19 protein-coding genes and 1 pseudogene are annotated in these 25,524 nt (G+C 67.4%); 8 read left to right on the forward strand and 12 right to left on the reverse strand.

Annotation, left to right across the window (positions count from 1 at the left end):
• Window positions 1-106: 106 nt before the first annotated feature.
• Window positions 107-2,857, reverse strand: a complete 2,751-nt coding sequence (locus OJA40_RS04200) for a bifunctional acetate--CoA ligase family protein/GNAT family N-acetyltransferase (protein ID WP_208425424.1) — start codon at window positions 2,855-2,857, stop codon at window positions 107-109.
• A gap of 281 nt (window positions 2,858-3,138) precedes the next feature.
• Between OJA40_RS04200 and OJA40_RS04205 the strand changes: the two genes are divergently transcribed.
• A complete protein-coding gene (locus tag OJA40_RS04205; RefSeq protein ID WP_263808251.1) occupies window positions 3,139-3,351 on the forward strand; it encodes a hypothetical protein in 213 nt (70 codons plus the stop codon).
• Window positions 3,352-3,448: 97 nt separating this feature from the next.
• On the opposite strand, the gene OJA40_RS04210 is transcribed toward OJA40_RS04205, so the two are convergent.
• From OJA40_RS04210 to rlmN, 3 genes are all read right to left on the reverse strand, one after another.
• Window positions 3,449-5,134 carry a helicase HerA domain-containing protein gene (locus OJA40_RS04210; protein WP_208425425.1) on the reverse strand — a complete coding sequence of 562 codons (1,686 nt, stop codon included), beginning with the start codon at window positions 5,132-5,134 and terminating at the stop codon, window positions 3,449-3,451.
• Window positions 5,135-5,211: 77 nt separating this feature from the next.
• A complete protein-coding gene (locus OJA40_RS04215; protein ID WP_208425426.1) occupies window positions 5,212-5,505 on the reverse strand; it encodes a hypothetical protein in 294 nt (97 codons plus the stop codon).
• A gap of 118 nt (window positions 5,506-5,623) precedes the next feature.
• Window positions 5,624-6,733: a dual-specificity RNA methyltransferase RlmN gene (gene rlmN, locus OJA40_RS04220; RefSeq protein WP_263809992.1), complete on the reverse strand. Its 1,110-nt coding sequence runs from the start codon at window positions 6,731-6,733 to the stop codon at window positions 5,624-5,626.
• Between the two features lie 170 nt (window positions 6,734-6,903).
• On the opposite strand from rlmN, the gene hisD reads away from it, so the two are divergent.
• The 5 genes from hisD (at window position 6,904) to OJA40_RS04245 (ending at window position 12,661) form a co-directional block, all read left to right on the forward strand.
• Window positions 6,904-8,223, forward strand: a complete 1,320-nt coding sequence (hisD, locus tag OJA40_RS04225; protein ID WP_263808249.1) for a histidinol dehydrogenase — start codon at window positions 6,904-6,906, stop codon at window positions 8,221-8,223.
• 81 nt (window positions 8,224-8,304) lie between these two features.
• Window positions 8,305-9,429 (forward strand): histidinol-phosphate transaminase, encoded by a 1,125-nt coding sequence (hisC, locus tag OJA40_RS04230; RefSeq protein WP_208425428.1) that lies wholly within the window; start codon window positions 8,305-8,307, stop codon window positions 9,427-9,429.
• Between the two features lie 81 nt (window positions 9,430-9,510).
• Window positions 9,511-10,113, forward strand: coding sequence for a bifunctional nuclease family protein (locus OJA40_RS04235; RefSeq protein WP_208425429.1), 603 nt, complete (start codon window positions 9,511-9,513; stop codon window positions 10,111-10,113).
• Window positions 10,114-10,290: 177 nt separating this feature from the next.
• On the forward strand, window positions 10,291-11,934 hold the full coding sequence (gene bshC, locus OJA40_RS04240) for a bacillithiol biosynthesis cysteine-adding enzyme BshC (RefSeq protein WP_263809993.1): 1,644 nt from the start codon (window positions 10,291-10,293) through the stop codon (window positions 11,932-11,934).
• Between the two features lie 61 nt (window positions 11,935-11,995).
• On the forward strand, window positions 11,996-12,661 hold the full coding sequence (locus tag OJA40_RS04245) for an HD domain-containing protein (RefSeq protein WP_263809994.1): 666 nt from the start codon (window positions 11,996-11,998) through the stop codon (window positions 12,659-12,661).
• Between the two features lie 55 nt (window positions 12,662-12,716).
• Here OJA40_RS04245 and OJA40_RS04250 read toward each other — a convergent pair whose 3' ends face one another.
• From OJA40_RS04250 to OJA40_RS04280, 7 genes are all read right to left on the reverse strand, one after another.
• The gene (locus tag OJA40_RS04250; protein WP_263809995.1) at window positions 12,717-13,562 is read right to left on the reverse strand and encodes a purine-nucleoside phosphorylase; all 846 of its coding nucleotides are present in this window, start codon (window positions 13,560-13,562) and stop codon (window positions 12,717-12,719) included.
• A 113-nt stretch (window positions 13,563-13,675) separates the two neighbouring features.
• Window positions 13,676-14,773 carry an AI-2E family transporter gene (locus tag OJA40_RS04255; RefSeq protein ID WP_263809996.1) on the reverse strand — a complete coding sequence of 366 codons (1,098 nt, stop codon included), beginning with the start codon at window positions 14,771-14,773 and terminating at the stop codon, window positions 13,676-13,678.
• A 216-nt stretch (window positions 14,774-14,989) separates the two neighbouring features.
• Window positions 14,990-15,658, reverse strand: coding sequence for a RecX family transcriptional regulator (locus OJA40_RS04260; RefSeq protein WP_263809997.1), 669 nt, complete (start codon window positions 15,656-15,658; stop codon window positions 14,990-14,992).
• A gap of 115 nt (window positions 15,659-15,773) precedes the next feature.
• Window positions 15,774-16,721 (reverse strand): hypothetical protein, encoded by a 948-nt coding sequence (locus OJA40_RS04265; protein ID WP_263809998.1) that lies wholly within the window; start codon window positions 16,719-16,721, stop codon window positions 15,774-15,776.
• An 80-nt stretch (window positions 16,722-16,801) separates the two neighbouring features.
• Entirely contained in the window at window positions 16,802-19,441 is a 2,640-nt protein-coding gene (locus OJA40_RS04270; RefSeq protein WP_263809999.1) for a TonB-dependent receptor, read from the reverse strand.
• 120 nt (window positions 19,442-19,561) lie between these two features.
• Window positions 19,562-20,764, reverse strand: a complete 1,203-nt coding sequence (locus tag OJA40_RS04275; RefSeq protein WP_263810000.1) for a FecR domain-containing protein — start codon at window positions 20,762-20,764, stop codon at window positions 19,562-19,564.
• Between the two features lie 137 nt (window positions 20,765-20,901).
• Window positions 20,902-21,456 carry an RNA polymerase sigma factor gene (locus OJA40_RS04280; protein ID WP_208425436.1) on the reverse strand — a complete coding sequence of 185 codons (555 nt, stop codon included), beginning with the start codon at window positions 21,454-21,456 and terminating at the stop codon, window positions 20,902-20,904.
• A 299-nt stretch (window positions 21,457-21,755) separates the two neighbouring features.
• Here OJA40_RS04280 and OJA40_RS04285 point away from each other — a divergent pair, with 299 nt between their 5' ends.
• A complete protein-coding gene (locus OJA40_RS04285) occupies window positions 21,756-22,040 on the forward strand; it encodes a hypothetical protein (protein WP_208425437.1) in 285 nt (94 codons plus the stop codon).
• 233 nt (window positions 22,041-22,273) lie between these two features.
• Here OJA40_RS04285 and OJA40_RS04290 read toward each other — a convergent pair.
• Window positions 22,274-22,687, reverse strand: a pseudogene (locus tag OJA40_RS04290) (septal ring lytic transglycosylase RlpA family protein); the annotation flags it as partial.
• Between the two features lie 271 nt (window positions 22,688-22,958).
• On the opposite strand from OJA40_RS04290, the gene OJA40_RS04295 reads away from it, so the two are divergent.
• Window positions 22,959-25,463 carry a heme lyase CcmF/NrfE family subunit gene (locus tag OJA40_RS04295; protein WP_208425439.1) on the forward strand — a complete coding sequence of 835 codons (2,505 nt, stop codon included), beginning with the start codon at window positions 22,959-22,961 and terminating at the stop codon, window positions 25,461-25,463.
• Window positions 25,464-25,524: the final 61 nt, after the last annotated feature.

Raw genomic sequence — 25,524 nt, forward strand, 5'->3', positions numbered from 1 at the left:
AGGCTGCTCCTTCCCGCTCGGGAGGGAGCAGCCTTTTTTATTTGTCGCCGTCGTGTTCTGTGCCTCTCGTTGTGGGCGCGCTCCGCCCCATCGCGAGGGACAGTCGTCAGAGGGTCTTTACGGCCTGCACCATTTCTCGCCCGTCGCCCCGCACGACCTCGAACCCAAGCTTCTCGCAGACCCGCTGCATGGCGTGGTTCTGCTGCAGGATGTCGGCCGTGATGCGGTCAAGGCCCTCCGTCTTGCCCACCTCCACGAGGCGGCGCAGCAGCTCAGTCCCAATGCCCTCCCCCTGATACTCGTCAATTACGAGCATCGCAAACTCCGCCTCGTTGCGCCCGGGCTGTTGGGTGAGGCGTCCCACCCCAATGATTCGGTCGTCTCCATCCTCGGTGGGCCGCTCGGCGACCAGGGCCATCTCACGGTCGTAATCGATGAAGCAGATGCGGGCGAGCCGGTCGTGGGCCACCCGCTGCTCCAGCTTCATCAGGTTGGCGTACCGCAGATACACGCTCCGCTCGGACAGGCGCTCGTGGAAGGTCACCAGCTTGGGCTCATCCTCGGGCCGGATGGGACGAATGGTGACCTCCTCACTGTCGGCCACCGCGTGGGTGCCGACGTACTGCCGCGGGTAGGGCCGGATTGCGGGCGTCGGCAGCTCGTCGTCGTCTTTCGTGTAGGGATGCAGCACCACCCGGGCGTCAAGGGCAAGCAGCCCGTCGTCGCCCGGCCGGGCCAACAGTGGGTTCACGTCGATCTCCTTCACGCGCGGCTGCTCCACCACCAGTTGGCTAAAGCGGACCAGCAGGGTTTCCAGGGCGTCGAGGTCGACCGCCTCACGGCCCCGCACCCCCTGCAGCGCCTCGTAGATCTGGGTCTGCTCCATCATGCGGCGGGCCAGGGTGCGGTTGAGCGGCGGCAGGCCGAGGGCACGGTCCTGATAGACCTCCACCAGCTGCCCCCCGGAGCCGAAGAGCAGTACCGGCCCGAACTGCTCGTCCATGCTGCTGCCGATGATGAGCTCGTACCCGTCGCTCCGGTCGATCATGGGCTGCACCGTGACCCCGTCGAAGCCCTCCGCCACGTTGTTTTCGACCTGGGCAAAGGCGGCCTCAACGTCCGCGTCGCTCGTGAGGCCCAGGTGCACGCCGCCCACATCCGATTTGTGCGTGATGGAGGTGGAATGGAGCTTCACCACCACCGGATACCCAATCTCCTGCGCCGCCGCGACCGCCTCCTCGGGGGTCTCCGCCACCGGCGAGTCGACGGTGGGAATGCCGTAGGCCGCCAGCAGCTCCTTCGACGCGTGCTCGGTCATCAGCACGCGACCGGACTCGTGGGTGGCCTGCACGATGCCGGCGGCCGCCTCGCGGTCGGGGAGCCCCGGCTCGTCCTCCGGCAGGCTCGGCGTCTCGTAGAGGGCGCGCAGGTTGTAGCTGTAGCGCCACATGTGGTTGAACACGCGCGCTGCGGTGTCCGGGTACGCAAAGGTAGGCAGGCCGGACTCGTTGAGGATGTTCTCACCGGAGGCCACCGCGTCGCCCCCCATCCAGCTGGCCAGGATGGGCTTGTCGTTGTCGCGGGCGTAGGGCCGGAGGTGCTCGGCCGTCTTCGTGGGCTCGGTCATGGCCTGGGGCGTCAGGACGACCAGCAGCCCGTCGCTGTTTTCGTCGTTGGCCGCCACCTCCAGGGACTCCGCGTAGCGCTCCGGGTCGGCGTCCCCCAGAATGTCGACGGGGTTGCCGTGGCTCCACGCCCCCGGCAGGATGTCGTCGAACGCGTCCGTCGCGTCTTCGGAGATCGGCGTCAGCTCACCGCCGCCCCCAATCAGGGCGTCGGTGGCCAGCACGCCAGGCCCGCCCGCGTTGGTAAGGATGGTGAGGTTGCGCCCCTCCGGACGGGGCTGCTTGCTGAGCACCTCGGCCATGTAGAAGAGGTCGTTGATGTCGTCGACCCGCAGCACGCCACTGCGGCGGAAGGCCGCGTTCAGCACGGCGTCGCTGCCGGTGAGCGTGCCGGTGTGGGAGGCCGCCGCCTCCGCCGCCGCGTCGGTGCGCCCCGCCTTGATGACGATGATGGGCTTGCTCTGGGCCACGTCCCGCGCCGCCGAGAGAAACGACCGCGCGTTGCCGATGGACTCCATGTAGAGCACAATGCTCTCGGTCTTCGGGTCGTCGCCCAGGTATTCGATCATGTCGCCCCAGTCCACGTCGAGCATCGAGCCGATGGAGACGAACGAACTGAAGCCCACGTTCTCGCGGAAGCTCCAGTCGAGAATTGACGTAAGGAGCGCACCACTTTGGCTGACGAACGCCACGTCGCCCTCGTTGGCCATCGACCCGGCAAAGGTGGCGTTGAGGCCGTTGGGCGGCCGCATAATGCCCAGGCAGTTCGGCCCCACGATGCGGATGCCGTGCGTCCGCGCAATGTCCTTGATGTCCCGCTCGAGTGCCGCCCCCTCCTCGCCCACCTCGCGGAAGCCGGCGGACACGATGACGAGCCCCTCCACGCCCGCCTCGCCGCACTGCTCTACAATTCTGGGCACCGTCGGTGCAGGGGTAGCGATCACGGCCAGATCGACGTCCGCCTCCACGGCCCCGATGCCCTCGTACGCCTCGATGCCGAGCACGCTGTCCCGCTTCGGGTTCACCGGAAAGACGGTGCCCCCAAACGGGTTGCTCACAAGATTCCAAAGCAGGGTCCGCCCCACGCTGCCGGGCGACTCGCTCGCCCCAATCACCGCCACGTTTTTCGGTTCAAAGATGGCGTCGAGCGGCTGACGGCGGGAGCCGACCAGGTCGTACGACGGGTCGCTCGTGGGGGTGGCGTCGGGGGAGACGCTAGACGAGTCGGGCATCGGACGGGGGACATCGTTGGAAGAGACGTTCTCCCGCGCTGGGGAGAGTGGCCCTACAGAACGGACGAGCACGACCCGGTCGTTTCAAATCAAAATGTGCCCCGCCTCGATTTTGCCCAAACTCCGCATCCTGCCACGAGGCTCATCGCCCCTTCCGGGCGTCTCGTTTCCCCTCAAATTTCTGGCACGCCGCTTGCTCTGAACTAATTACAGAATGAGTTTTTCGCAAAACGCCACTCCCGGTGCCCTTTCGTTCCGTCTGACCTGTCCCTTCTCCTGCCATGAACGACCGCCTGCCGTCCCTGCCCATCGAGGCCCGAGAGCAACACCCGTACCGCAGCCTCTACGCCGCCCTGCTGCTACAGAACGTTCAGGATGCAATCAGCGACGCCCTCCCCGACGACGATTCCCACGATTCCGGGGACGGCGGGGCGTCTCCCCGTCCCACCTCCCGTCCCGCCAGCACATCATTTTCTTCGGTGACGCGGGCCTAGGCCGGCCCGGCACCGGTTCGGATCCGGAGACGTCTGCCGCGGGCCCCTCCCGACGCGCTGCACGTAGCACGGGGCTCGCCGCCCGGCCCGGCGAGGGTTAATAGAACAGGTCTTCCATTTCTGCATCCGGGTCGGCCTCCCCGTCGACGCTGCTCGCTGCGGGGTGGCTACGGAGCGCGTCGTAGAAGTCCTGGTCGTAGGTTCGCGTCTTGACGACGATCGGCATGGGCACGGCGTGCCCCAGCAGGAGGGCCTGCTGTTTCGCGTCGAGGGAGGCGAGAATTTCGCGGAGGGACGACGCGTCGCTCGTGCCCACGAGGGCGGCCCCGATGTCTTTGTCGTCGCTCAGCTTGGCCACCATCTTGGTGCCGATCTGGCTGAGCACCTCCTCGTCGATCGCGCTCGGGCGCTGGTCCACCACCAGCAGGCTCACGAAGAACTTCCGCATCTCGCGCGCAATCTTGCCGAACGGCGTCTCGTGCGCAATGTCCGGCGACAGGAATTTGTGTGCCTCCTCGATCGTGATCATGAGGGGCTGCGGCTTGTCCCCCTCGTTCTGGGTCTGGCGGTAGCGGTTCGTCTTCGCCTCGTAGGCCCGCCGGATGCGGCGCGTGAGGGCGTTAGCCACCAGCAGATAGACGCGCAGGTCGTCGTACTGCCCGAACTCCAACACCACCGACTTGCCACCGTCCAAGTTTTCGAGCAGGGCGTCGAGGACGTCGTAGTCGTCGGGCGAGGGCTGGGTGGTAAAAAAGTCGTACTCCTGAAACGGGGCCAGCTTGCGCCGCAGCGCCTCGATCGAGTTCTTGTGGGCGCCGGTCTCGTCGGCCAGCCGCTCGAAGTCGTCCCCGCTCTGCGCCTCCAGGAGGGTGGTGAGCCACCGGTCGCCGTACTGGTTTTTGAGGAGGTAGCTGCTCTCGGCGGCGGTGGCGTTGAGGTTGAGCGTGTCGCGCAGCGGCAGGATGTCGGCCGGCTGAATCTGGTCGGCGTGGAGGTGCACGTCGTGGTCCGGCGTGTGCCCGCGCTGGCGGGTGGTGGAGGGGTCGAGCGAGAAGAGGCTCACCCGGCTCGGAAACAGATCGCGCAGCCCTTTCACGAACTGCGCCTGCCCGTCCGCCCCCTCCGCCTGGCTGCCGTAGCCGTACTCGGAGTGCATGTCGAACACGAGGTTGACGGCGCGCCCCGTCACGATCGTCCCCGCCAGCAGCAGCCGCGTGAGGAAGGTTTTGCCGGTCCCCGTCTTGCCGAAGATGGCGTTCGAGCGCTCGGCAAACTTCGCGAGGTCGATGCACACCGGGCTCTCCTCCATCCCGATCGGGTGGCCCACATGGAAGTACGTCCGCCCGTCGTCCCACGTCTCGTCGCCAAAGACGCGGGCCACGTCGTCGGCCTCCGCGGGCGCGACCGGCGAGAAGTGCGCGGGGATGGTCTTCACCGACGCCGGCTCCTCGTCCGTCAGCTCCGGATGGTCGGCGTTCGGCATCATGAGCATCGGCTTCAGCTGGACGGTCACGTAGGTGCCAGACCCCTGCATCACCTCGCGCAGCAGGTCGTCGGACGGGTCGGGCGGGTTGAGCAGGATCTGCTCGTTGGCCGCCTCGATCTCGATGTCCGTGATCATGCAAAAGAAGTCGTGCTTCTCCCCCTGAATCACGACGAACGTCCCGGCCACCACGTCCTCCACGGACTCCGCCGAATCGAGCTTCATCTCGATGCCCTCGTTCAGCGACCCGTGCGTAATGACACCGAGGTGCTCGGATCGAAAGCCTGTCTCTTCAAACATGACAGCGTTGGATCAGGCGGGAGAGGACGAGAATCCGGAGATACGGCTTCTTCCGAACCGCGTCATGAGCGCATGAGTCACGAGGTGGGATCTCCGTTGCGCGGGGCACGTCCCCTTGCTTGTCTTTTCCGATCGCTCTTTTCTGCCGGCGCGGTGTTCCTGGAGCGGGGGCGCTCGGTGGCGCGGCGCGTCAGGAAGAGGCCGAGGGCCACGAGGAGAATCTCCCCGATGAGGCCGAACAGGAAGCGGCGCGTCATGCTCTTCAGCACGCGCGGCAGGAGCCGGACGGCGGCGTAGACCCCGAGGAGGCCGAGCAGCCCCTGAACGAGGCGGCTGAGCCAGTCGGGGGCGTCGGAGAACGGATGGGCCATAATCGAATCAAGGACGGGGATGAGCGAAATGGATGCTGGGACGGCGGCCAAGCCACCAAGCGCGCGCGTCTGTCGTCAGGGGAGGCAGTGGTCCCCCAGAAGCGACCCGCGTTCTCCCCTACGCGTTCTCCTCTTCGTTGGCGAGCTGCCCGCAGGCCGCGTCGATGTCCTGCCCGCGGCTGCGCCGCACCGTCACGGTCACGCCCTCCTGCACGAGCACCTGCACAAACCGGTCGAGCTGGGCCTCCGACGTCCGTTCGAAGTTGAGGCCCTCGACCGGGTTGTACATGAGCAGATTCACTTTGCTCGGGGCCCAGCGTGTGATTTCGGCCAGGTTGCGGGCGTCCGCTTCGCTGTCGTTCACGCCCTTGAAGAGGCAGTACTCGTACGTAATCTGGCGGCCGGTCTTGTCGAAGTAGTACTGGAGCGCCTCTTTCAGCGCGGGGAGGCTCGTCTTCTCCGCCTCGTTCACCGGCATGATGCGGCTGCGCGTCTCGTTGTCCGGCGCGTGCAGGGAGACGGCCAGGTTGGTACGCAGCTGGTCGTCGGCCAGGTCCTTGATGCGGCGGGCGAGGCCGACGGTGGAGACGGTGATCTTCTGGGCCGAGAGGTTGAGGCTGTCCTCGTCGGTCAGAATGGAAATGCTGTCGAGCACCGCGTCGTAGTTGAGGAGCGGCTCCCCCATTCCCATGAACACGATGTTGGTCACGGGCCGCCCGAAGTGCTCCTGGGCGACCTCGTTCATGTGCCACACCTGGTCGAAGATGGCCCCGGGCGTGAGGTTTTCGCGGAAGCCCATGCGGCCGGTGGCGCAGAACTCACACCCCATCGCGCAGCCGACTTCACTCGACACGCACACCGTCAGGCGACGCGCCTCCCCCCGCTCGTCGATGGCGGGGATGAGCACCGTCTCGGCCTCCCGCCCCGAGGGCAGTTCAAAGAGTGCCTTCACGGTCCGGTCGGCGGCCTGCTGCTGCTCCACGATCTCGATGTCCTCGACCGTCGCGTCGCGCTGTAGGCCGCGGCGCATCCGCTTGGGAAGGTTCGACATCTGCGCGAAGTCAGAGACCCCTTTCCCGTAGACCCAGTTGAACAGCTGGTCGCCGCGGTAGCGGGGCGCGCCGTGCTCGGCCACGAAGGCCTTCAGGCCCGCACGGCCCATGGTCTTGAGGTCCACGCGGTCCTCGGTGGTGCCGACAGTGTGGGACGCAGTTTTGACATTAGGCATATCGGGATGGCGAACGCCGCGTGTGCACCGGACGTTTCGGGACTGCCGGAATTCTGGCCTCCGTCCGGCGTTCGGGGCCACCGCGGGCGTTCCAACCTTTCAACGTCCGCCCCAAAACATTCCCCCGGCTCGAAAATAGATCTATTTGTCCTATCGAACTCATTTCGCGCATGCCCACTTCTATGATTCCCCTGATCACGCCCGACGACACCGCCCGCCTCGACGCCATTGTGAGCCGGGGCGGCACCTTCAGCGACGAGGTGGACGCCACCGTCGAGGGCATTTTGGCGCGGATTCGTGCGGAGGGCGACGAGGCCCTGATCGAGCTGACCGAGACGTACGACGGGGTGCGCCCCGACCCGGTCCAGGTGCCGGCCTCGGTGCTCGACGGCGCGGTCGACGCGCTCGACGCCGATCTGCAGGACGCCCTTGAGGAGGCCGCGGCCAACATCCGCCGCTTCCACGACAAGCAGGTGGACGAGTCCTGGTTCACCGACGACGGGGACGGGGTGATCCTGGGACAGCGCGTGGTGCCGATGGAGCGGGCCGGGCTGTACGTGCCGGGCGGCACGGCCTTCTACCCGTCGAGCCTGCTGATGAACGCAATTCCCGCGCAGGTCGCGGGCGTCGACGAGATTCACCTCGTCTCGCCTCCTCAAGACGACGGCCGCCCCCACCCGCTCGTCCTCGCCACCGCCGCCCTCCTGGGCCTGGACCACATCTACGCCGTCGGGGGCGCGCAGGCCGTCGGGGCGCTCGCCTACGGCACCGCGTCGGTGCCGGCGGTCGACACGATCGTGGGCCCGGGCAACGCGTACGTGGCCGCCGCGAAGAAAAAGGTATTCGGGCGCGTGGGAATCGACTCGGTGGCCGGCCCCAGCGAGATCGGCGTGCTGGCCGACGCCACGGCCGACCCCAAGTTCGTGGCCGCCGACCTGCTCTCGCAGGCCGAGCACGACGAGCGGGCCTCCGCGGTCCTCGTCACGCCCCACCGGCCCCTGGCCGAGGCCGTGCAGGAGCACGTGGAGGCGATGGTTCCCGCCCTCCCCCGCGCCGACGTGATCGAGCAGTCCCTCGCCGACTACGGGGCGTGCGTCGTGCCCGACACGATGGACGCGGCCATCGACCTCATGAACGACCTCGCCGTGGAGCACCTGGAGCTGCACGTGGACGATCCCTGGCAGACCATGACCCACATCCGCCACGCCGGGGCCATTTTCCTGGGCGCGTACTCGTCCGAGCCCGTGGGCGACTACTTTGCGGGCCCCAACCACGTGCTGCCCACCGGCGGCACGGCCCGCCACGCCTCCGCCCTTGGGGTCGACGACTTCGTGCGCACACAGTCCGTCCTCTCCTACACGAAGGACCGGCTGGACGAGACCGGGCCGAAGATTGCCACCATCGCCGAGGCGGAAGACCTGCAGGCCCACGCCGAGGCGATCCGGACACGGCTTGACCGCGACGACGGATCGGGTTCGAAAAAGCCGTGACCCCGGAGACATTGTGCCCGCCTGCTGGTACCTTTTGCATACCCCATTCGCTCTTCCCTCCCGAGACGCCCCGCCGGGCCCATGGCCGTTGCCCCCGACTCTCCGTCCCTCGACGACGTGCTCCAGCACATCCGGCCCGCCGTGCGGGACCGGAGCGAGTACATCGTGGACATGCCGGAGGGGATTGACGTAAAGCTCAACCAGAACGAAAGCCCTTTTGACCTGCCGGCGGGCCTCAAACAGGAGCTCCTCGACGCCCACGCGCAGGTGGAGATGAACCGGTATCCCTCCGAGCAGCCGGAGGCCCTGCGCCATGCGCTCGCCGAGTACGACGGCGTCGATCCCGACCAGATCCTCGTCGGCAACGGCTCCAACGAAATCACCTACACCTTCGGCCTCGCCTTCTTGGACCCGGGCGACCCGGTGGTCCTGCCCCGCCCGATGTTCTCCCTCTACGAGAAGGTGATGCGCCTGCAGGAGGCCGACCTCACCATCGTGCCGCCCCAGGACGACTTTGGGTTCGACGCGGATGCCCTCGCCACGGCCGCGGCGGAGACCGACGCCGTTCTGACCATCCTCACCACTCCGAACAACCCCACGGGGCTGGCCATGACGCTCGACGAGCTCGAGCAGGTCGTCACGGCGAGCTCCGGGTTCGTGGTGATCGACGAGGCGTACGTGGAGTTCAACCCGGAGGGCACCGCCATCGACCTGCTTGAGCGACACCCCAACGTGCTGATTCTCCGCACGCTCTCGAAGGGGTTCGGGCTGGCGGGCGCGCGGCTCGGGTACCTGCTCGCCCACCCCGCCGTGGTGACGGAGCTCATGAAGGCGCGCCTGCCCTTCATGGTGGACCGGTTCGCCGAGCAGACGGCCCTGGCGGTGCTGCGGCGCCCCGACCTGATTGAGGACCGCGTATCGCGCATCGAGGCCTCGATTACAACCCTTACCGAGGCCCTGCAGGCGATGGAGGGGGTCGAGGTGGTGCCCTCGCAGGCGAATTTCGTCGTCTTCACCACCCCACTGCCGGCCGATACGCTGCAGGACCGGCTGGCGGACCGCGGCGTTCTGGTCCGCAACATGGGCGGGTATCCGGAGCTGGAGGGGTATCTGCGCGTCAGTGCGGGGACCGAGAAGGAGAACAACGCGTTTCTGGACGCGTTGGACGTTTCGCTTGAAGAGGCGGGTGCAATCTCTGAGGTATAGCTCCGTTCCGCCGCTCGGCGAAACGGACCGGCGCGTTACTCTCGGCCACTGAGCACTTTCTCCGAATTCACTGAGCTCGCGATGGATTTTACTCGGGTAGATATCATTGGTCTCTCCACGAGCCCTTCCAGCGGAGGGGCCTACGCCCTTGTGCTCGGAGAGGTCGAAGGCAACCGCCGTCTGCCAATTATCATCGGAGCGTTTGAGGCCCAGGCGATTGCGCTGGAGCTGGAAAAGATTCAGCCCCCGCGCCCAATGACGCACGACCTGCTGCGCGACACGTTTGAGGCGGTGGAGGTGGACGTCGAAGAGGTCGTGATCGACGAGCTTCGGGAGGGCACCTTCTTCGCCAAGATCCGGTACCGCCACGACGGCGAAGAGCACCAGCTCGACTCCCGCCCCAGCGACGCCGTGGCACTCGCCGTTCGCGTGGACGCGCCCATCTTCGTCGCCCCCGCGGTGCTGGACGAGGCCGGCATCGTCGCCGAAGACGAGTCGGACATCTCCTCGCTCGCCGAGCAGGCCGAGGAGACGTCCCCCTCGGAGGAGGAAGAGGGCACCGAACTCGAACAGATGCAGAAACAGCTCGAGGAGGCCGTGGAGGCGGAAGACTACGAACGGGCCGCCGAGCTCCGCGACGAAATCCAGCGCCTGGAGCAGGAGCAGCAGCAGAACCAAAACTAGCGCCCCCGATCGGCCCCTCGATCCTGGCGAAGCCCTGCGGGACTCGTGCCCGCGGCTTCGCCTTTTTTATTGTCCGTTGCCGTTTTATTGTCCGTTGCCGTCTGTCCCGAGCCCCGCGCCTCGTCGCGACGGTCCCGCCCCAACTCCGTTACTCTGTCCACCACGCCCTCCGCCTGCATGCCGTCCCCCTCCGAGCGCACTGCACACCGCACCTCGCCCGGTGCCCTCGGCGCCTTCCCCGACCTGTTCGTCGACTACTGCACCGACTTCGACGCGGTGGCGGACTTTTATCCGGGCGACTGGCGGTCCCGCCCGGCGCGCCGGGCGGCGGCCACGGCGGCGGCCGAGCGCCCCGCCGACCGCGAGGGGCTCGCCGACACGCTGCTCGACCAGAACGAGCGCTGGGGCCTCGACGAACGCACCCGCTCGCACATTGAGGCCCTGCGGGCCCCGGACAGCATCGCCGTGGTGACGGGCCAGCAGGTGGGGCTGTTTACGGGGCCGCTCTACACCATCTACAAGACCATCACCACACTCCAGCTGGTCGAGGAGTGGGCGGACCAGACGGGCCGCCCCGTCGTCCCCGTCTTCTGGGTGGAGGGCGAGGACCACGACTTCGAAGAGATTGCCGCGGCGCACGTCCTCCAGCGCAACGAGGTCGTGCCCCTCTCCTACGAGCCCGGCGTGGACGACAATCCCGGGGCGGTCGGGCGACTCGCCCTGACCGACGGGATCCAGGACGTGGTCGACCGGCTCGACGAGGCCCTGCCCCCCTCCGACTTTAAGCCGGCAGTGATGGAACAGGTGCGCGCCGCCTACCAGCCCGGCACCCGCCTCGAGGATGCCTTCGCCCGCCTGATGCGCTCCCTCTTCGAGGACGACGGGCTCGTGTTCATGAACCCCGACGATGCCCGCCTCAAAGCACTGACCCGCCCCCTCTTCCGGCGCGACATTGAGGACCCGCGGGCCTCCGTCGCCCCGGTGAACGCGGCCGGTCGGGCGCTCCGCGATCGGGGCTACCACGCACAGGTCAACGCCCGCCCGACCAACCTCTTCTGGCTCGGCGACGACGGCCGCTGGGCAATCGACCTGGAGGACGAAAACGCCTTTCGGCTCCGCGGCACGGACCGGACGTTCTCCCGCTCCGATCTGCTCCATCGCCTAGACGAGACGCCCGAACGCTTCAGTCCCAACGTCGTCCTGCGTCCGCTGATGCAGGACCACCTCTTGCCGACCGCCGCGTACGTTGCGGGCCCCGGCGAGGTGTCCTACTTCGCCCAGTATGAGGGGGTCTACGACTGGGCCGACCTCGACATGCCCCTTATTCACCCACGGGCGAGTGTGTCCCTGGTGGAGGGCAAGGTACAGAAGGTGCTCGACAAGTACGGCCTGTCGGTTTCGGACTTTCGGGACGGCCTGGAGCCGCTCTTTCAGGACGTGGTCGTCGACACGATGGAGGTCGACGTGGACGCCCTCTTCTCGGAGGCCCTGCCGCAGCTCCACCAGACCCTCAATGCCCTGAAGCCCGAGGTGGAAGCCGTAGACCGGACGCTCGGCGCCTCCACCGAGGCGACGCGGTCGGCAATCATGGACGAGATGGCGTCCCTGAAGCAGAAGGTCGTCCGGGCCGAAAAACGGCAGCAGGACGAGGTCCGAGCGCAGCTTAAGAAGGCCCACACGAACCTGCGCCCGGACGGGACGCTCCAGGAACGCACGGTCAACGTGCTGTACTACCTCAACAAGTACAGCCCGGCCCTGCTCGACGACCTGCGGCACGCGCTCCGGACCGATACCTCTGCCCACCAGGTCGTGGACGTATAGCGGCCCGAGCGTCCGGCGCACACACTCGTCGACTGCCCCCCAACACCCGCTGAGCCCCATCATGGAGGACGGCCCACCCCCGGAGGGTCTCTTTAGCCCACTCATTGAACACGCCATTGAGCTGTCGGCCCAGTGGCACGACGGCACCTACCGGAAGGGCGTCTGGCGCGACCCGGCGTTCGAGGTGCCCGAGGGCGAGGAGATCCAAATCCCGGTCATCGCCCACCTTGCCGCCGTGGCCTCCATCGTGCGCCGGGCGGGCTGGGGCGAAACGGCCGTGGCCGCCGCCTACCTGCACGACGCGATTGAGGACATGAACCAGCACGGCCAGCGGCTGCGCCGCAAGCAGCTCCGCGACGCCGTGGGGGCGGACGTGGCCCGGCTCGTGGTTCAGGTCTCCGAGCAGAAGCTGGACGACGACGGGCAGATGCGGCCCTGGCGGGCCCGCAAGGAGGACTACCTCGAGGGCATCCGCACGGGCCGACCGGACGCCGCCGCCATCAGCCTGGCCGACAAGATTCACAACCTGTGGTCCATCACCCAGAGCCTGCAGGCGGACGAGGACATCTTTTCGGCCCTCAGCGGCGACGCCGAGGCGCAGCGGTGGTTTCACGCGGCCGTTCTGGAGGCGTCCACCCCCCACGACGACCCGCGCCTCCCCCCGATGCGCGAGCGGCTGCAGACGGAAATCGACCGGTACGAGGCGGCCCTCCGCCCCGCAGCTTAGAACCCCGGGCTCGGTTCGGCCAGGAGGAACGTCACGTCAGCCACGGGCCTCGCCTCTACGCGTCGGCCACCCGCACGATGCCCCGCACCAGCGTCATCAGATCCCCCCGCACCCGCTCGCTCACCTCGAGGACCTCGTCGTGATCGAGGCCGCCGGGCGCCAGGCCCGCGGCGGGGTTCGTGATCGTCGACAGGCCGAGGACCGCCATCCCCAATTGGTGCGCCTGAATCACCTCCGGCACCGTGCTCATCCCCACCGCGTCGGCGCCCAGCTGCTCCAGCGCCCGCACTTCTGCCTTCGTCTCGTAGCTCGGCCCCAGGGTCCAGGCGTAGGTGCCCCGCCGTGCGTCCAGCCCCAAATCGAGGGCCACCTGCTCGGCCCGATCCGTCCACCCCGGCTCGTAGAAGGGAGCCTGCTCCCCCTCCGGTCGCTGACGGGCCGGCCCCGCCCCGGCGCCGACCCCTGGACTGGCGAACGCCATGTTAAGGTGGCTCGTGATGAACATGAGCGTGCCCGGGTCGAAGGTGCGGTTGATGCCGCCGGCCGAGTTGGTGACGAGCATACGGTCGGCCCCCAGGGCGTGCACCAGCCGCACCGGCATCGCGATCTTCTGCACCGGGTACCCTTCGTAGAGGTGCACCCGCCCCTGCACAAAGACGACCCGGGTGTCCTCCAGGGCGCCAAACACGAGTTTCCCGCTGTGCCCCTCCACGGTCGACTCCGGATAGCCCGGAATCTCGGCGGCGGGCACGACCGTCGTCTCGTCCGCCGCCTCCGCCAGGCGCCCCAGCCCCGACCCCAGAATGAGCGCCATCTCGGGGGCCCAGCCGACGCGCCCCCGCACCGCCGCCCTCGCAGCATCGAGGGCTTCATCGTCGTACACAGCGGGGTCGGAACGCATAGACGCGGCGGCCGAGCGGGGCATGGGGGAAGCGACAAGTGGGAAGGAAGAAACGAGAATTCGGAAAACAGCTCGGGACGGTCTTCGGTCCCCGAGAGGCTGGCCCGGGCGGCCTACCCCGCCCGCAGGATCCGGTAGTTGCGGAGACTCCAGAGCAGCTGCTCCACGATCACGCGCAGCGTCGTGGTGAGGGGAATCGCCATCAGCATCCCCAGAATGCCGCCCAGCTGGGCGCCCGCCAGCACCACGAAGAGGATGACGAGCGGGTGGGTCTGGGCGGCGCGCGAGAAGATGAGGGGCTGGAGCAGCACGTTGTCCGCCAGCTGCGTGAGGGCCATGGCGAGGGCCACCCCCGGCACCAGCGACACGTCCCCCGTCTGGGCGATGCCGACGAGCGTGCCCGCCAGGAAGCCCAGAAACGGACCGAAGTACGGAATCGTGTTGGCCAGGCCGGTAAAGATGCCGATGGCGATGGCGCCTCGCAGGCCCACGATCCACAGGAGCGTGGACGCGATGACCGCAATGGCCGTCCCCTGCACCAGCAGGGCCCGGAAGTAGCGCCCAATGTTCAGCTCCACCTTCGCGAGGATCGAGAGCGTGACCTCGAAATACCGGTTGGGCACGAGGTGGAGGAGGCTCCGCCGGATCCGGAGCTCGTCTTTGAGTAGGAAAAACGTGACGAAGGGCACAATGACGACGGCGTACACGATGTTCGTGAAGACGCTCACGACAGAGCTCACCGTCTCGGCCACCTGTTGGCCCTCCACCAGATCGCCCCGCATGAGCGACTCGGCCGCCTGGCGGACATTCTCCTCCAGGACGCCTTGCTCCAGCGGAACGACGCCCTGAACCTGCGCCTCGATGAGAGTGGCCACGTACGCGGCCGTGTCGATGGTAATGAGCTGCGACAAGTCCTGGACCTGACGCGTAATGAACGGCACCACCGACGTCACGATCACCACGATCACGCCCAGAAAGACCGCAAAGGCGACCAGGATGGCCGGGACCCGTCCGACGCCAAGTCCCTGGATGTAGTCGACGGGGGGCCGGAGCAGGTACGCGAGCACCCCCCCGACGATGAGGTACAGCACAATGCCGGCGAAGTACCACACCATCCACCCGATGGACCCGACGGCCGCGGCCCCGAGCAGAAAACGAACCACCCGGTCGAACGTGAACGTGCTGGGGGCCCCGTCCGGGGAGACGGGCATTCGCTCTCGGGCGTGGCCCCGGCGGGATGCCGGGGTCGTCCGGGCGTGGCGTGCCGGCGCCGTCTCTGACGACGACGGTTCTTCTGAGTCGGGGCCTAGCGATTCGTCGGGACCAGAGGAAGACGGATCGGGGCCGTCGGGCATGCGAGCGGGCGTGGCGGATGAAAGATAAACGTCGTCCGTCGGGCGCGGGCGGCCGCTCTCGTTCGCGTCTGTCTACACGGGAGAGCGCCCCCCCTCTCGCTCCAGCTCGTCGAGGATGGGACGGATGGTTTCGGACGTGAAGCCGCGGCGGCGGAGATACCGGTACATTTTCTGCCGGCGACGACGCAGGTCGTCCTCGTCGGCCAGCCGCGGCCACCGGGATTCGGCGTGCTCCCAGGCCGCCGCAGTTGCGTCTTCGTCCTCAAAAAGCGTGTCGACCGCCGCGTCGGCCAGGTGCCGGTCGATGCCCCGCTCTTTCAACTCGCGTCGGATGCGTACCGGGCCGTACTTCTTGCTGGAAAAGCGGTTGTGGGCGTAGTCGTGCGCGTAGGCCTCGTCGTCCAGGTACTCCAGTTCGTACAGACGGGCAACCACGTCGTCGATCACGAACGCCGGCGTGTCGTTCCGCTTGAGTTTCCGGCGCACCTCCGTCTCCGTGCGCGGTTTGTGCGCCAGGTAGTCGAGCGCCGCCTGCTTGGCCTGCACGTACTGCTCGTCGGCCTCAATCTCGCGCACGTCCTCCGCCGTGAGGGCCGTCCCGACCGTCAGGCCGTGCCTGACCACGAGGTCCTCATGCACCCCGAATGCAAACTCGTCGTCGATGAAGACCGACACCCGGTTCTCGTTGTTGACCTGAGGGTCAAGGCGCGTAATCGTTCCTGCCGGCGTCCCCTCGGACATGTGGATCGGTGGATTTGCGATGGAGTGTGCACGTCGAGTGGCGACTGCCTTCGCCTGTGGTTTCGGGTCGTTGTACACCTGATCTGCGGGCTAGATTCTCCGGGGACCCGGGCCTTCACGGAACGTAGCACTGTTTCCCCGTCCCCTCCACCGTGCGACGCAACGAGTCGATCGCGACCGCCGTGGCGATGCCGAGCCCGCCCTCCACGTTCGACACCGGTTCGCGCCGCCCCGGGTCGTCACGGCTCCGAGCAAACGCCGCAAATGCAGTGTCGCCGCGAGCAATCGTCACGGTGAGGTCGTGTCCGGGAAGCGCCGAGGTGCGGCCCGCGACGGGCACCGCGTAGACGCCCCGCCACGCTCGTTGCCCGTTCCGGGTCCGAAACTGGTCTTCACGCCGTACGTCCACCGGCTCCAAGAAGAAGTTGACCACGCGGGACGAGAACTCAGCGGTGTCGGGGCGGAGCTGCGGCCGCACCCAGTGGGTCGTGTCCGCACCCGGGGGGAGTGTCCCCGCCGGCCACTTTACCGATACATTTATCGGGTAAAGATATCCTTGCTCCGCGGGAATGTCGAGCGAGTCGCGACGCAACGAGTCCACGCGAACGGCCTGCACCGGAGCGGCCGGCACCTCGATACAGACCTCGCCCAGGTCGATAGGGGGCGGGGTTCGGCCCTGTGCCCGCGCAATCTCGTCCCGCCACTTCACTGTAAGGGCCCACGGAACGTCCGCCGGCACCGTCCCGAGGGCCGCCTCCGGAACGTACAGCCCCGGCCGTGCATCGTGCTCCTCGTACGAGACGGACTCCCCATCCAGGACGACCTCGATGGCCGCCCCGGCCGCCGCATTGTCGTCCCGACGGCCGGGCGCGGTGAGCGGGCGCGTTCGCCGAAGGGTGATCGAGGGGAGCGGGCGGGCGGTCGTAAAAAACGCCTCCACCACGAGCGACTGCGGCTCCGTGGGGTTCGCCAGGTCGCATCGACCCAGCACCAGAATGAGCCCAGCCATTAGGAGCACCCCCCCAAGGGCCCGTAGCGTGTGTCGTTTCGTCTCTCGGGGCATTCGGGTCGTGTCGGCAAGCAAACGGTCGACTCGGTCTGCACTCGGCCTTCTGGCGCGCGGGGCTTCTGGCACGCCGGGGCCTACAGTCGCATCTCCAGCTCCACCAGGGGAAGAATCGGCAGCCCCTGCTGACGGTTGACGTCAACGCCCGTCTCGGTGGGCCGGTACGTCCGATCCAGGACGTTGTCGCGGTTGGTAACGTTGGAGATGTCCACCGCGGCGGTCCAGTCCGCGGACAGCAATTGGAACTGATAGCCCACGGTCAGGTCCACCCGGAGGTACGGGGGGAGCCGCCCGTTGTGCACCTGCGGGCGGTACAGGTACGACGTCGGTGTGGGGGCCGTGGGATCGCCCAGCTTGTAGCGCGCCTCCGGCACCGTGATGGGATATCCGCTGCGCAGCTCCGCAGCCACGGTCGCCTGCCAGTGTGCCCCTGTCCACCCGAGCGTACTGCGGACCGATACCGGCACGTCCAGGCCCGACGGCCGCCACCGAAGGCCCGATCGGGCCGGGGCCTGGATAAACGTCCGGCCCATGCTCAGTCCCAGCCGGGCCCGCCACGGGCCCTGCTCGTAGCGCGTGCTGAATTCGAGGCCAAAGGCCCGCTCGGTGCCGGTCACGTACTGGCCGAGCAGTGCCCCAATCTCAATTCCCGGGCCCTCGATGCCCTCTTTCTCCTGAAACACGTCGGCCGGCACGAGGATGTCGCGGGTTTCCCGGGCGTAGGCGTCCAGCTCCAGGCTCCATCCGGGCCGCAACTGCGTGTACGTCCCGAGTCCCAACTGCCCCCCGGTTGCGGGCCGGACGCGGTCACTCGCCGGGATCCATCGACTCGATACCAGGTCGTACGCCAGCGAGTACCGATCTCGCAGGCGCTGCAGGTGCTGCACGTGCAGGCCCACGCTGCCCTCCACGACGAGCCACCGCGGATGCACCACGTGCTGCGCACTGAGCCGGGGCGCGAGGTGTACGTAATCCCCCCCGCTGAAATAACTCGCCCGCACCCCCGACTCCACGGTCCACTGGGGCGTCGGGGTCCAGGTGTCCTGCAGATACCCCACCACTTTCGCGGCGGCGACGCGGCTGTCCTGGACGCGGCGGCTGGACGTTCCGCTCGACCGCTGCAGGGTGCTGTTGAGCGTGCTCTCGAATTGCAGTGTAGAGACTTCGAGCCCTCCGGTCCACTCGTGGCTCACCGAGTGGTGATAGTTGGCCTGCACCTTCCCCCCTGCGTCGGAGAGCCGGACCCGGTAGTCGGACGTGAGCGATGCGGTCGTGGTCGGCTGCACGAACGACGCCTCCTGGGCCCGATACCCGGAGTAATACCCTGTCGTGGTAAGAAACAGGTCATCGCCGGCAAGATAGCGGTGCTGTGCGCTGACGACCCGATTGTCCCAATTCTGGGCCACCTCAAACAGGAGATCGGGCGGGCGCAGCCAGGAAGAAAAATCCAGGGACAGATCAAACGGGAGGCGCAGATCGAGGTCGTCCCCCCCGTGGTAGTAGCTGAGCGAAAGCCGGTGGTTCGGCCCAAAGCGGTGCGTGAGCTTCGCGCTGGTGTCGAAGAAGTAGTACCCCGTCCGGAGGGTGTCGCGGCGCCCATTGTCCCCCGTCACCGGATGGCGCCGCCCGATGAGCTTGTCGAGATACGAGCGCCGCCCCGACACCATAAACGAGGTCGACTCCGTGAGGGGCGATTCGACGCGAAACCGTCCGCTGAACACGCTGAGCCCCGCGACGGCCTTCGGCGCGCGTCGGCTTCCGTCCTTCATCTGCGCATCGAGCACGGCCGACAGGCGCCCCCCGTGCTCTACGGGAAAGGTCCCGCGGTAGAGCTCGGTGGAGCGGAGCGTCTGGGTCTGGAACGTCGAGATCAGGCTGAAGGCGTGCCACGGGTGATAGACGGGGGCGCCGTCGAGGAGGTAGAGGTTTTGATCAGGGTTGCCCCCCCGCACACTGAGCCCCCCGCTCGTCACGCCCGACTTTCGGATGCCGGGCGTCCACTGAAGGGCACGGAAGAGGTCCGGCTCCCCGAACGAGGGCAGCCGGCCCAGCTGGTTCAGGGCGACGGACCGCATGCCCGGGAGACGTTCGTTGTCGTCGACACTCGTGGACCCGGCTTCCACGACGACGCCTTCCGACTGGATGGACGTGCCGGCCAACGAGATGCGGGCGGGCCCGGCCCCGGCCGTGAGCGTGGTGTCTACGGACTGGTACCCCAGGTACGAAATGCGCACCCTATAGTCTTCGGGGGGCAGGCCGGACATCACGAAGTAGCCGTCCTGGTTCGTCGTCGCGCCGGCCTTCAGTTGGGTTAGGTAGACGTGCGCGCCCGGCAGGCGCTCGCCCGTCTCTGCGTCCAGCACGTACCCTTTGAGCGAGGCGCGTGGCGTGGCCTCTGCGTTGCGCTCGTCGTCGGGCCGGGCCACGAGCACGTATTGCCCCCGGCGCACCCGCTCGGCCCGGACGCCCGTGCCGTCGAGCACGCATGCGAGCGCGGCCCCCCGGTCCGTTCCCGTATACGAGCAGCTCGCCGTGCGGTCTTCCACGAGCCGCTCGGCGTAGACGAGATCAAGGTCCGTCTGGGCGCGCACCTCTTCGAGCGCTGCCGTCAGTGGGGCCTCGTCGACACGAATGACGATGGGCACCTGCGCGCGGGCCTCCATGCCCCCCCCGACGGCCCCCATCAGGACAACAACGACACAGAGAAGGCGCGGCACGGTCCTCGCTGGGGTGGACCCGGAGAGCAAATGAACATCATTCTACTCTCGGCACGGGCCCTCGTTCAACGAGCCCTCCCTCCGCATGCTGCCAGCGTCTTGGGGCTGCCCGAAGGCCCCTTAGGAGCCGGGTTCGAGTCGGTAAGCCTCCCCTTCCGTCCGCACATCCGCTCCCAGCGTGCGGGCAATCGTGCTGAGCACTTGCTCCACCGACCGATTCCGCTCAAAGGTTCCCGTCACAGGTTCCTCGGCAAGGGCCGGCGCCACAGAGATGGACGCGCCGTAGTGGTCGCGCAGCCGCTCCGCGATGGCACGTGTGGGCACGGCCCGGAAGACGAAAAGTCCGGTCCAGTCCAGCGTCGCGGTGAGGTCCACGGGCGCGGGAGGCGTGGGGGCGTCCCCGCTTCGGACTGTGCTGCGCTCGCCCGGGGCCAGCACCACCGGCTCCGCCTCGTTGTTTCCGCCCGGCCCCACGCGCACCCGCCCGTCCACGAGCACAACCTCCGTGGTGTCGGTTCCGGCCGCGACCCCGAATTTCGTTCCGAGCACTTCAGTTCGGGCTGCGGGCGTGGTCACGACGAACGGCACGTCCTCCCGGGCGGTCACATCGAAATAAGCGCGGCCACGCGCCAGCGTGACGCGCCGCTCTTCGGCCGCGTCCATCCCGGGCGTGTAGGACAGCGTGGACGCCCCCACGAGCCGAACCGTCGAGCCGTCTTCAAACGCCACCCGCCGCTGCTCCCCCGCCTCCGCGGTCACGGTCGTCCGCTCCGCCCCTTGCGGCCCGTACACCACAGCCAGGACGGCGGCGCCGAGCAGGAGGGCCGCAACGGTGAGGCGCCACGCCCACTGGCGCCCACCCCCCTCCCTGCGGGCACGTCCGGGGCGCCGCGGGGCGCGCTCGTTTCGGTCCGTCTGCGAGCGGCGGTCTGTCGTGCCGTCCGCAGCCCAAACTTCTTCGCGGTGCTGTGCCCACACCGTTTCGAAGTCGGCCCGTTCGTCCTGCACCCGTTTCACCACCTGCTGGAGGGCCGGAACCGCGTCGAGGGCGTCGGCAATGGCGGGGCGTGCCGCGTTGAGGGCCTCGGCCTCCTCGGGCGTCAGAAGGTCCTCCCGGCCCTCTTCGGACAGCGCATACAGGACGAGAAGGCGCCGGTCGGGGACATGCTCTTGCAGGCGCTCTCGCAGCCGGGCTCGCACCTGCTGCCAGCGCGCCCAGCCATCGGCCAGCGCCGGGTCGTCGGCGAGTCGTGCCCGCAGCTTCGCCCGCTGCTCGGCAGAAAGGGCGTCCTCAAACAGAAGGGGACCGTACGCGTCGTCCATGGTCCGAGTAATCGTATCCGTCAGGAAAAGAACCGACTCCGAGGCCGGAGCCAAAGGGGCCCTTCTCGCCCCGAACGGCCCCGACCAAAGGGGTAGCCGCTCCCGACGCCGGGAAAGTAACAGTTCCGGAAATTTGACTACAGCCCAAAAAGCCAGGCGAGAAGGAGCAGGGCCGTCAGTGCATCCTTCATGGTTTCGAAGGCACGCTTTACCTGCATCTTGACCGCCGCCTCCGTCGTGTCGAGCATCTGGGCAATCTCCCGGTAGAGGTATCCGTACTCCCGCAGCTCCATGATGCGCTGTGCCTTCGGCGTGAGGGCGTCGAGGGCCGTCTCCACGTCCACCTGGGCACTCCGGTCCTCCGGGTCCGTCGACTGTCCCAGGGGCAGGTCCGGGTCGCGCAGGTGCTCTTTCATGTCGTAGCGCCCACGGTAGTAGTCCTGCAGTTCGAACAGGGCCGCCTTCATGGCGAACGACTTCAGGCTGCCCGGCTTCTCAAGATCGTCGAGGCTTTCGTGGATGCGCACCAGCGTATTCTGCACCAGATCATCAACGTCGGTCTCGGCCCCGATGCGCTTGATGAAGTAGCCCCGCAGAATGGGCTCTAGGCGACGGAGGAGCCCGTTCCGGGCCTGTTCGTCCCCGTTCTGGGCGTCTCGAACACGATCCGGATCGAACGCGGACTCAGGCATAACCGACGGACAACACGGCAGACGGGCAGGAATGACGGCCAGGCATGTTTCGTTCTCCGCCCGAGACAGGTCCGCGCCCGTCCCGGCGAACCGATGGGCGTTCGCGTCGTATAGGCACTGGTTCTATCGGGGTCACGGGCATCTTCATTCTGAAGTACATGCCTCGACGTTTGTGCAATGCTGATCGCCCGGCCGTGTCCTCCGTTTCGCTCTCACTTGGGGGCTGCTCGCGCCTGGGCAGTACACGCCCACATCGCCCGCCTCGCACACGCTGTCCCATCTAAATTCTCTGCACGACCATGAGCCTGTACGACCTGCACGACGCAACGCTTAACGACATGGAAGGGGAGGGGTTCGCCTACTCGGAAAAGACCGTTTACGGCAAGGCCTACAAGGGCGTCTTCTTCGGGGAGGACGAAGAGCAAATCGAGGACCTCGCCAACGAGGAGGACGATGCCAACTTCGAAGGCATCCTCTACGACCGAAGCCGTGAGCGCGAGAAGAGCTTTTCGGTTGAGGTTACGGATGTGGTGAGCACCCCGTCCGGCGAGCGGGCCGACTTCGTGGCCACGGAGAAGCCGTAGTCCCCCGCCGCCTTCACCCCCCGTGCTCTGTGTTCAACGAGGAGGTCGCGCCCGTCCGCCGGGTCGACCTCCTTTTCTATCGGTGTCGGGCCTTCCTTGTCGGGACGTCATTGTGCCCGTTGGGCGCCGTTCCCGCCGGCCCAGCACTACCACCCGGCGCTTGACGATTCCGGGCCCGACGGCTTCTCCCCTGACGGCCCGGCGGTCGTGGAGGCGGGGCCTGCCGGGTACGAGACGATCTCCAGCCGCACCTCCGCGAGCCCGTCGCGGATCATGTCCAGGCGCCCGGCGGCCGCCTTCGAAAGGTCGATGATGCGCCCGTCCTTGAACGGCCCCCGGTCGTTGATGCGCACAACGACGGACGGCTGCGCAGGCGCGTCGATGCGGGTGGCACGGACCCGCGTCCCGAACGGCAGGCTGCGGTGGGCGGCCGTGAGCCCCTGGTGGTCGTATATCTCTCCGTTGGCCGTCGTTCGGCCCACGAACTTGTCCGCGTAGTAGCTGGCAATCCCCTGCGCCTCGGGAAGCCCCTGTTCCCCCACGTGCTGCGTTGAGCCACACCCTGCCAGCACCCCGCACAGCAGAAGCAAGGCCCAGCGGGGCCCTGCCCAGGCGTCCCTCACGGCCGGGTGCGATCGAATCCCCATGGGCTGTGCGCAGGGCGGAATTTTGAAAGCGGTTGCTGTCCGTCGAAAAGCAGTGCCAGACCCAAGGTTCCCCACCCCGGCCCGGTCTCTCTCCGGCCCAGAGCGCCCTGAGCCCGACACAACGGGTGCCCGTCGGCGCCCGCACCGTCGTTCGTTGAAACGTTTGCTACTAATTTGAAGTGCGCCTTCAGAAGCCATCTTGAGCGGAACCGAGCCCGATGCCGCATTTTCAAGAATTTCCGCCTTCTGACCTAGTTGCCTCCCCCTTCACATGCTCGGCACGATCGGCGAGCTTCTCCTTCTGAGCGCCTTCGTAACGTGTGGCGTGTCGGCCGTCGCCTTCTTCTGGGCCGCCCGGACCGACGAGGACAAGCGCGCGGCCAGCACCTGGAAGCGGGCCGGCCGCTGGGCCTGGGGCGCCATGAGCACGGCCGTGGGGGCCGCCTCCGGGCTCCTCTGGTACATGCTTCTTACGCACCAGTACCAGTACGCCTACGTCTACCAGCAGTCGTCGAACGACCTGCCGCTGAATTACCTCTTCTCTACGTTCTGGGCGGGGCAGGAAGGCTCGTTCCTCTTCTGGATCCTCATGATGTGCGTCGTGGGGGGGCTCCTCATCGCGTACGTCCAGCGGGAGTACGAAACCCCAGTGATGGCCATCGTGGGGCTGTGCCAGCTGTTCCTCCTGTCGATGGTCGTGGGGCTGCAGTTCGGCCCCGTTGAGATCGGCTCCTCCCCGTTCATGACGCTGCCGGAGAAGTTTGCCGACGCACCCATCTTTCAGCAAAACCCGGGCTTCGTGCCGGCAGACGGGCAGGGCCTCAACGACCTGCTCCAGAACCCCTGGATGACGATCCATCCGCCCGTGCTCTTCCTCGGCTTCTCGGCGATGGTGGTGCCGTTTGCCTTTGCCCTCGCGGCGCTGTGGAAGAAGCGCTACACGCAGTGGGTGCGCCCGGCCCTGCCGTGGACGCTCTTCGCCGTCATGGCGCTGGGCGTGGCCATCGCGATGGGCGGGTACTGGGCCTACGTCACGCTCTCGTTCGGTGGGTACTGGGCGTGGGACCCCGTCGAAAATTCGTCGCTCGTCCCCTGGCTGCTGGGCGTGGCCGCCTTCCACACGATGCTGGTGCAGAAGAAGAGTGGGTCGAGCCAGAAGGCCTCGCTCCTCCTCTCCATCGCGGCGTACCTGTTCGTCATCTACTCCACGTTCCTCACGCGGAGCGGGATTTTGGGGGACGTGTCGGTGCACTCGTTCGTGAGCCTCGGCCTCTACAATCAGCTGCTGCTCTGGATCGCCACCCTCGGCGTCCTGGGCATCGGGCTGTTCACGTACCGGTACGGCGAACTGCCCGTGCCCGACGAGGAGCCGCGCACCCTCTCCCGCGAGTTCATGATCCTCTGCGGATCGGTCCTGCTCACGGCCACGGCCGCCGTCATCATTCTCGGCACCAGCGCGCCCATCTTCGGCCAGATCTTCCGGGACAACCCGTCGGCCGTGCCGCAGTCGTTTTACAACCAGTGGACGCTGCCCCTGGCGCTCGGCTTCGTGTTTCTTGCCGGGCTCGGCCAGCTCTTCTGGTGGAAAAAGATGGACGTGGCGACGGTGAACCGGGTTCTGCTGAAGCCGCTCGCCCTGGCCACCGCGAGCACCATCGCCGTGCTCATTCTGACGCCGTTCGCGGAGCAGGCGCTCGTCATCCCGGCGGGAACCGGAGCCGCCCCCCAGACGGCCTCGGCCAGCCTCACGGGAAGCCTGGCCGACTTCTGGGCGGCGTACGGACAGGCCCTGCAGATGCTGCTTCTGCTCTTCGTGGGCTTCTTTTCGCTTTTCGGCAACGGGGCTGTGCTCTGGCGCATTCTTCGGGGCAACCCCCGGATGGCCGGCGGGGCGCTCTCGCACGTTGGCTTCGCCCTCATCATCCTCGGCATCATCGCGTCCAATGGCTTTGACCAGGCCCTCCCCCGCATCGGCGAGCCCACGGCGGCGGACGAGGACAAGATGCCGCGCGAGAACTTCGTGGTGGCCAAGGGCCAGACGCGCGTCGTGAACGGGTACCGGGTCACCTACGAGGGCAGGACGACGACCGATCGGGGCCGCGGCCAGTACATCTTGGACGTGCGCGACCCGCAGGGCCGCACCCACACGTTCAACCCTGTGGCGTACCAGGGCAGCAACGACCAGTGGTTCAAGCACCCGGACGTGAAGGCCTTCCTGGAGAAGGATCTCTTTGTCGCCGTGACGCCGAAGGCGGCAACGGGCGTCGCCCAGGACGAGGGCCCGCCCGGCGGCGAGTTTCAGCTCGTGGACGGCGACTCGACCACCCTCGGGGACCGGGAGTACGCGGTCGCCTTCCACGGATTCGAGGTCCTGAAGGGCCCGGAGGGGGCCATGGAGGCGACGGCGACCGACGCCCGCGTGCCGGACGACGCGCAGATGGCCGTGGGGGCCCGCCTTCGGGTCACCAACCTCGATACCCGAGAGACCCGGTCGCTCATGCCCATCTACCTCGTGATGAACGACAACTCGCAGCAGTACATCGAGAACCGAATCGCGGACTGGGACCTCCGAATGAGCTTTACCGAGATGGACGCGAACAGCGGCGAGGCGACCTTCGCCGTAGAGGGCGTCGACGTGATGCCCGAGAACTGGGTGGTGGTGCAGGCCTACACGAAGCCCCTCATCAGCGTCCTCTGGGGCGGCATTATCATTCTCACGCTCGGCTTCGTCGTCTCCATCGGGCGCCGTGTGCAGGACATCCGGTTCCGGCGATGACCGGCTCCTGTCTGCGAACCATGGGCATGGCGCATCGCTGGAGGCCGTCTATATCGGTTTC

The organism is Salinibacter pepae (genome assembly GCF_947077775.1).
Classification (GTDB): Bacteria; Bacteroidota; Rhodothermia; order Rhodothermales; family Salinibacteraceae; genus Salinibacter; species Salinibacter pepae.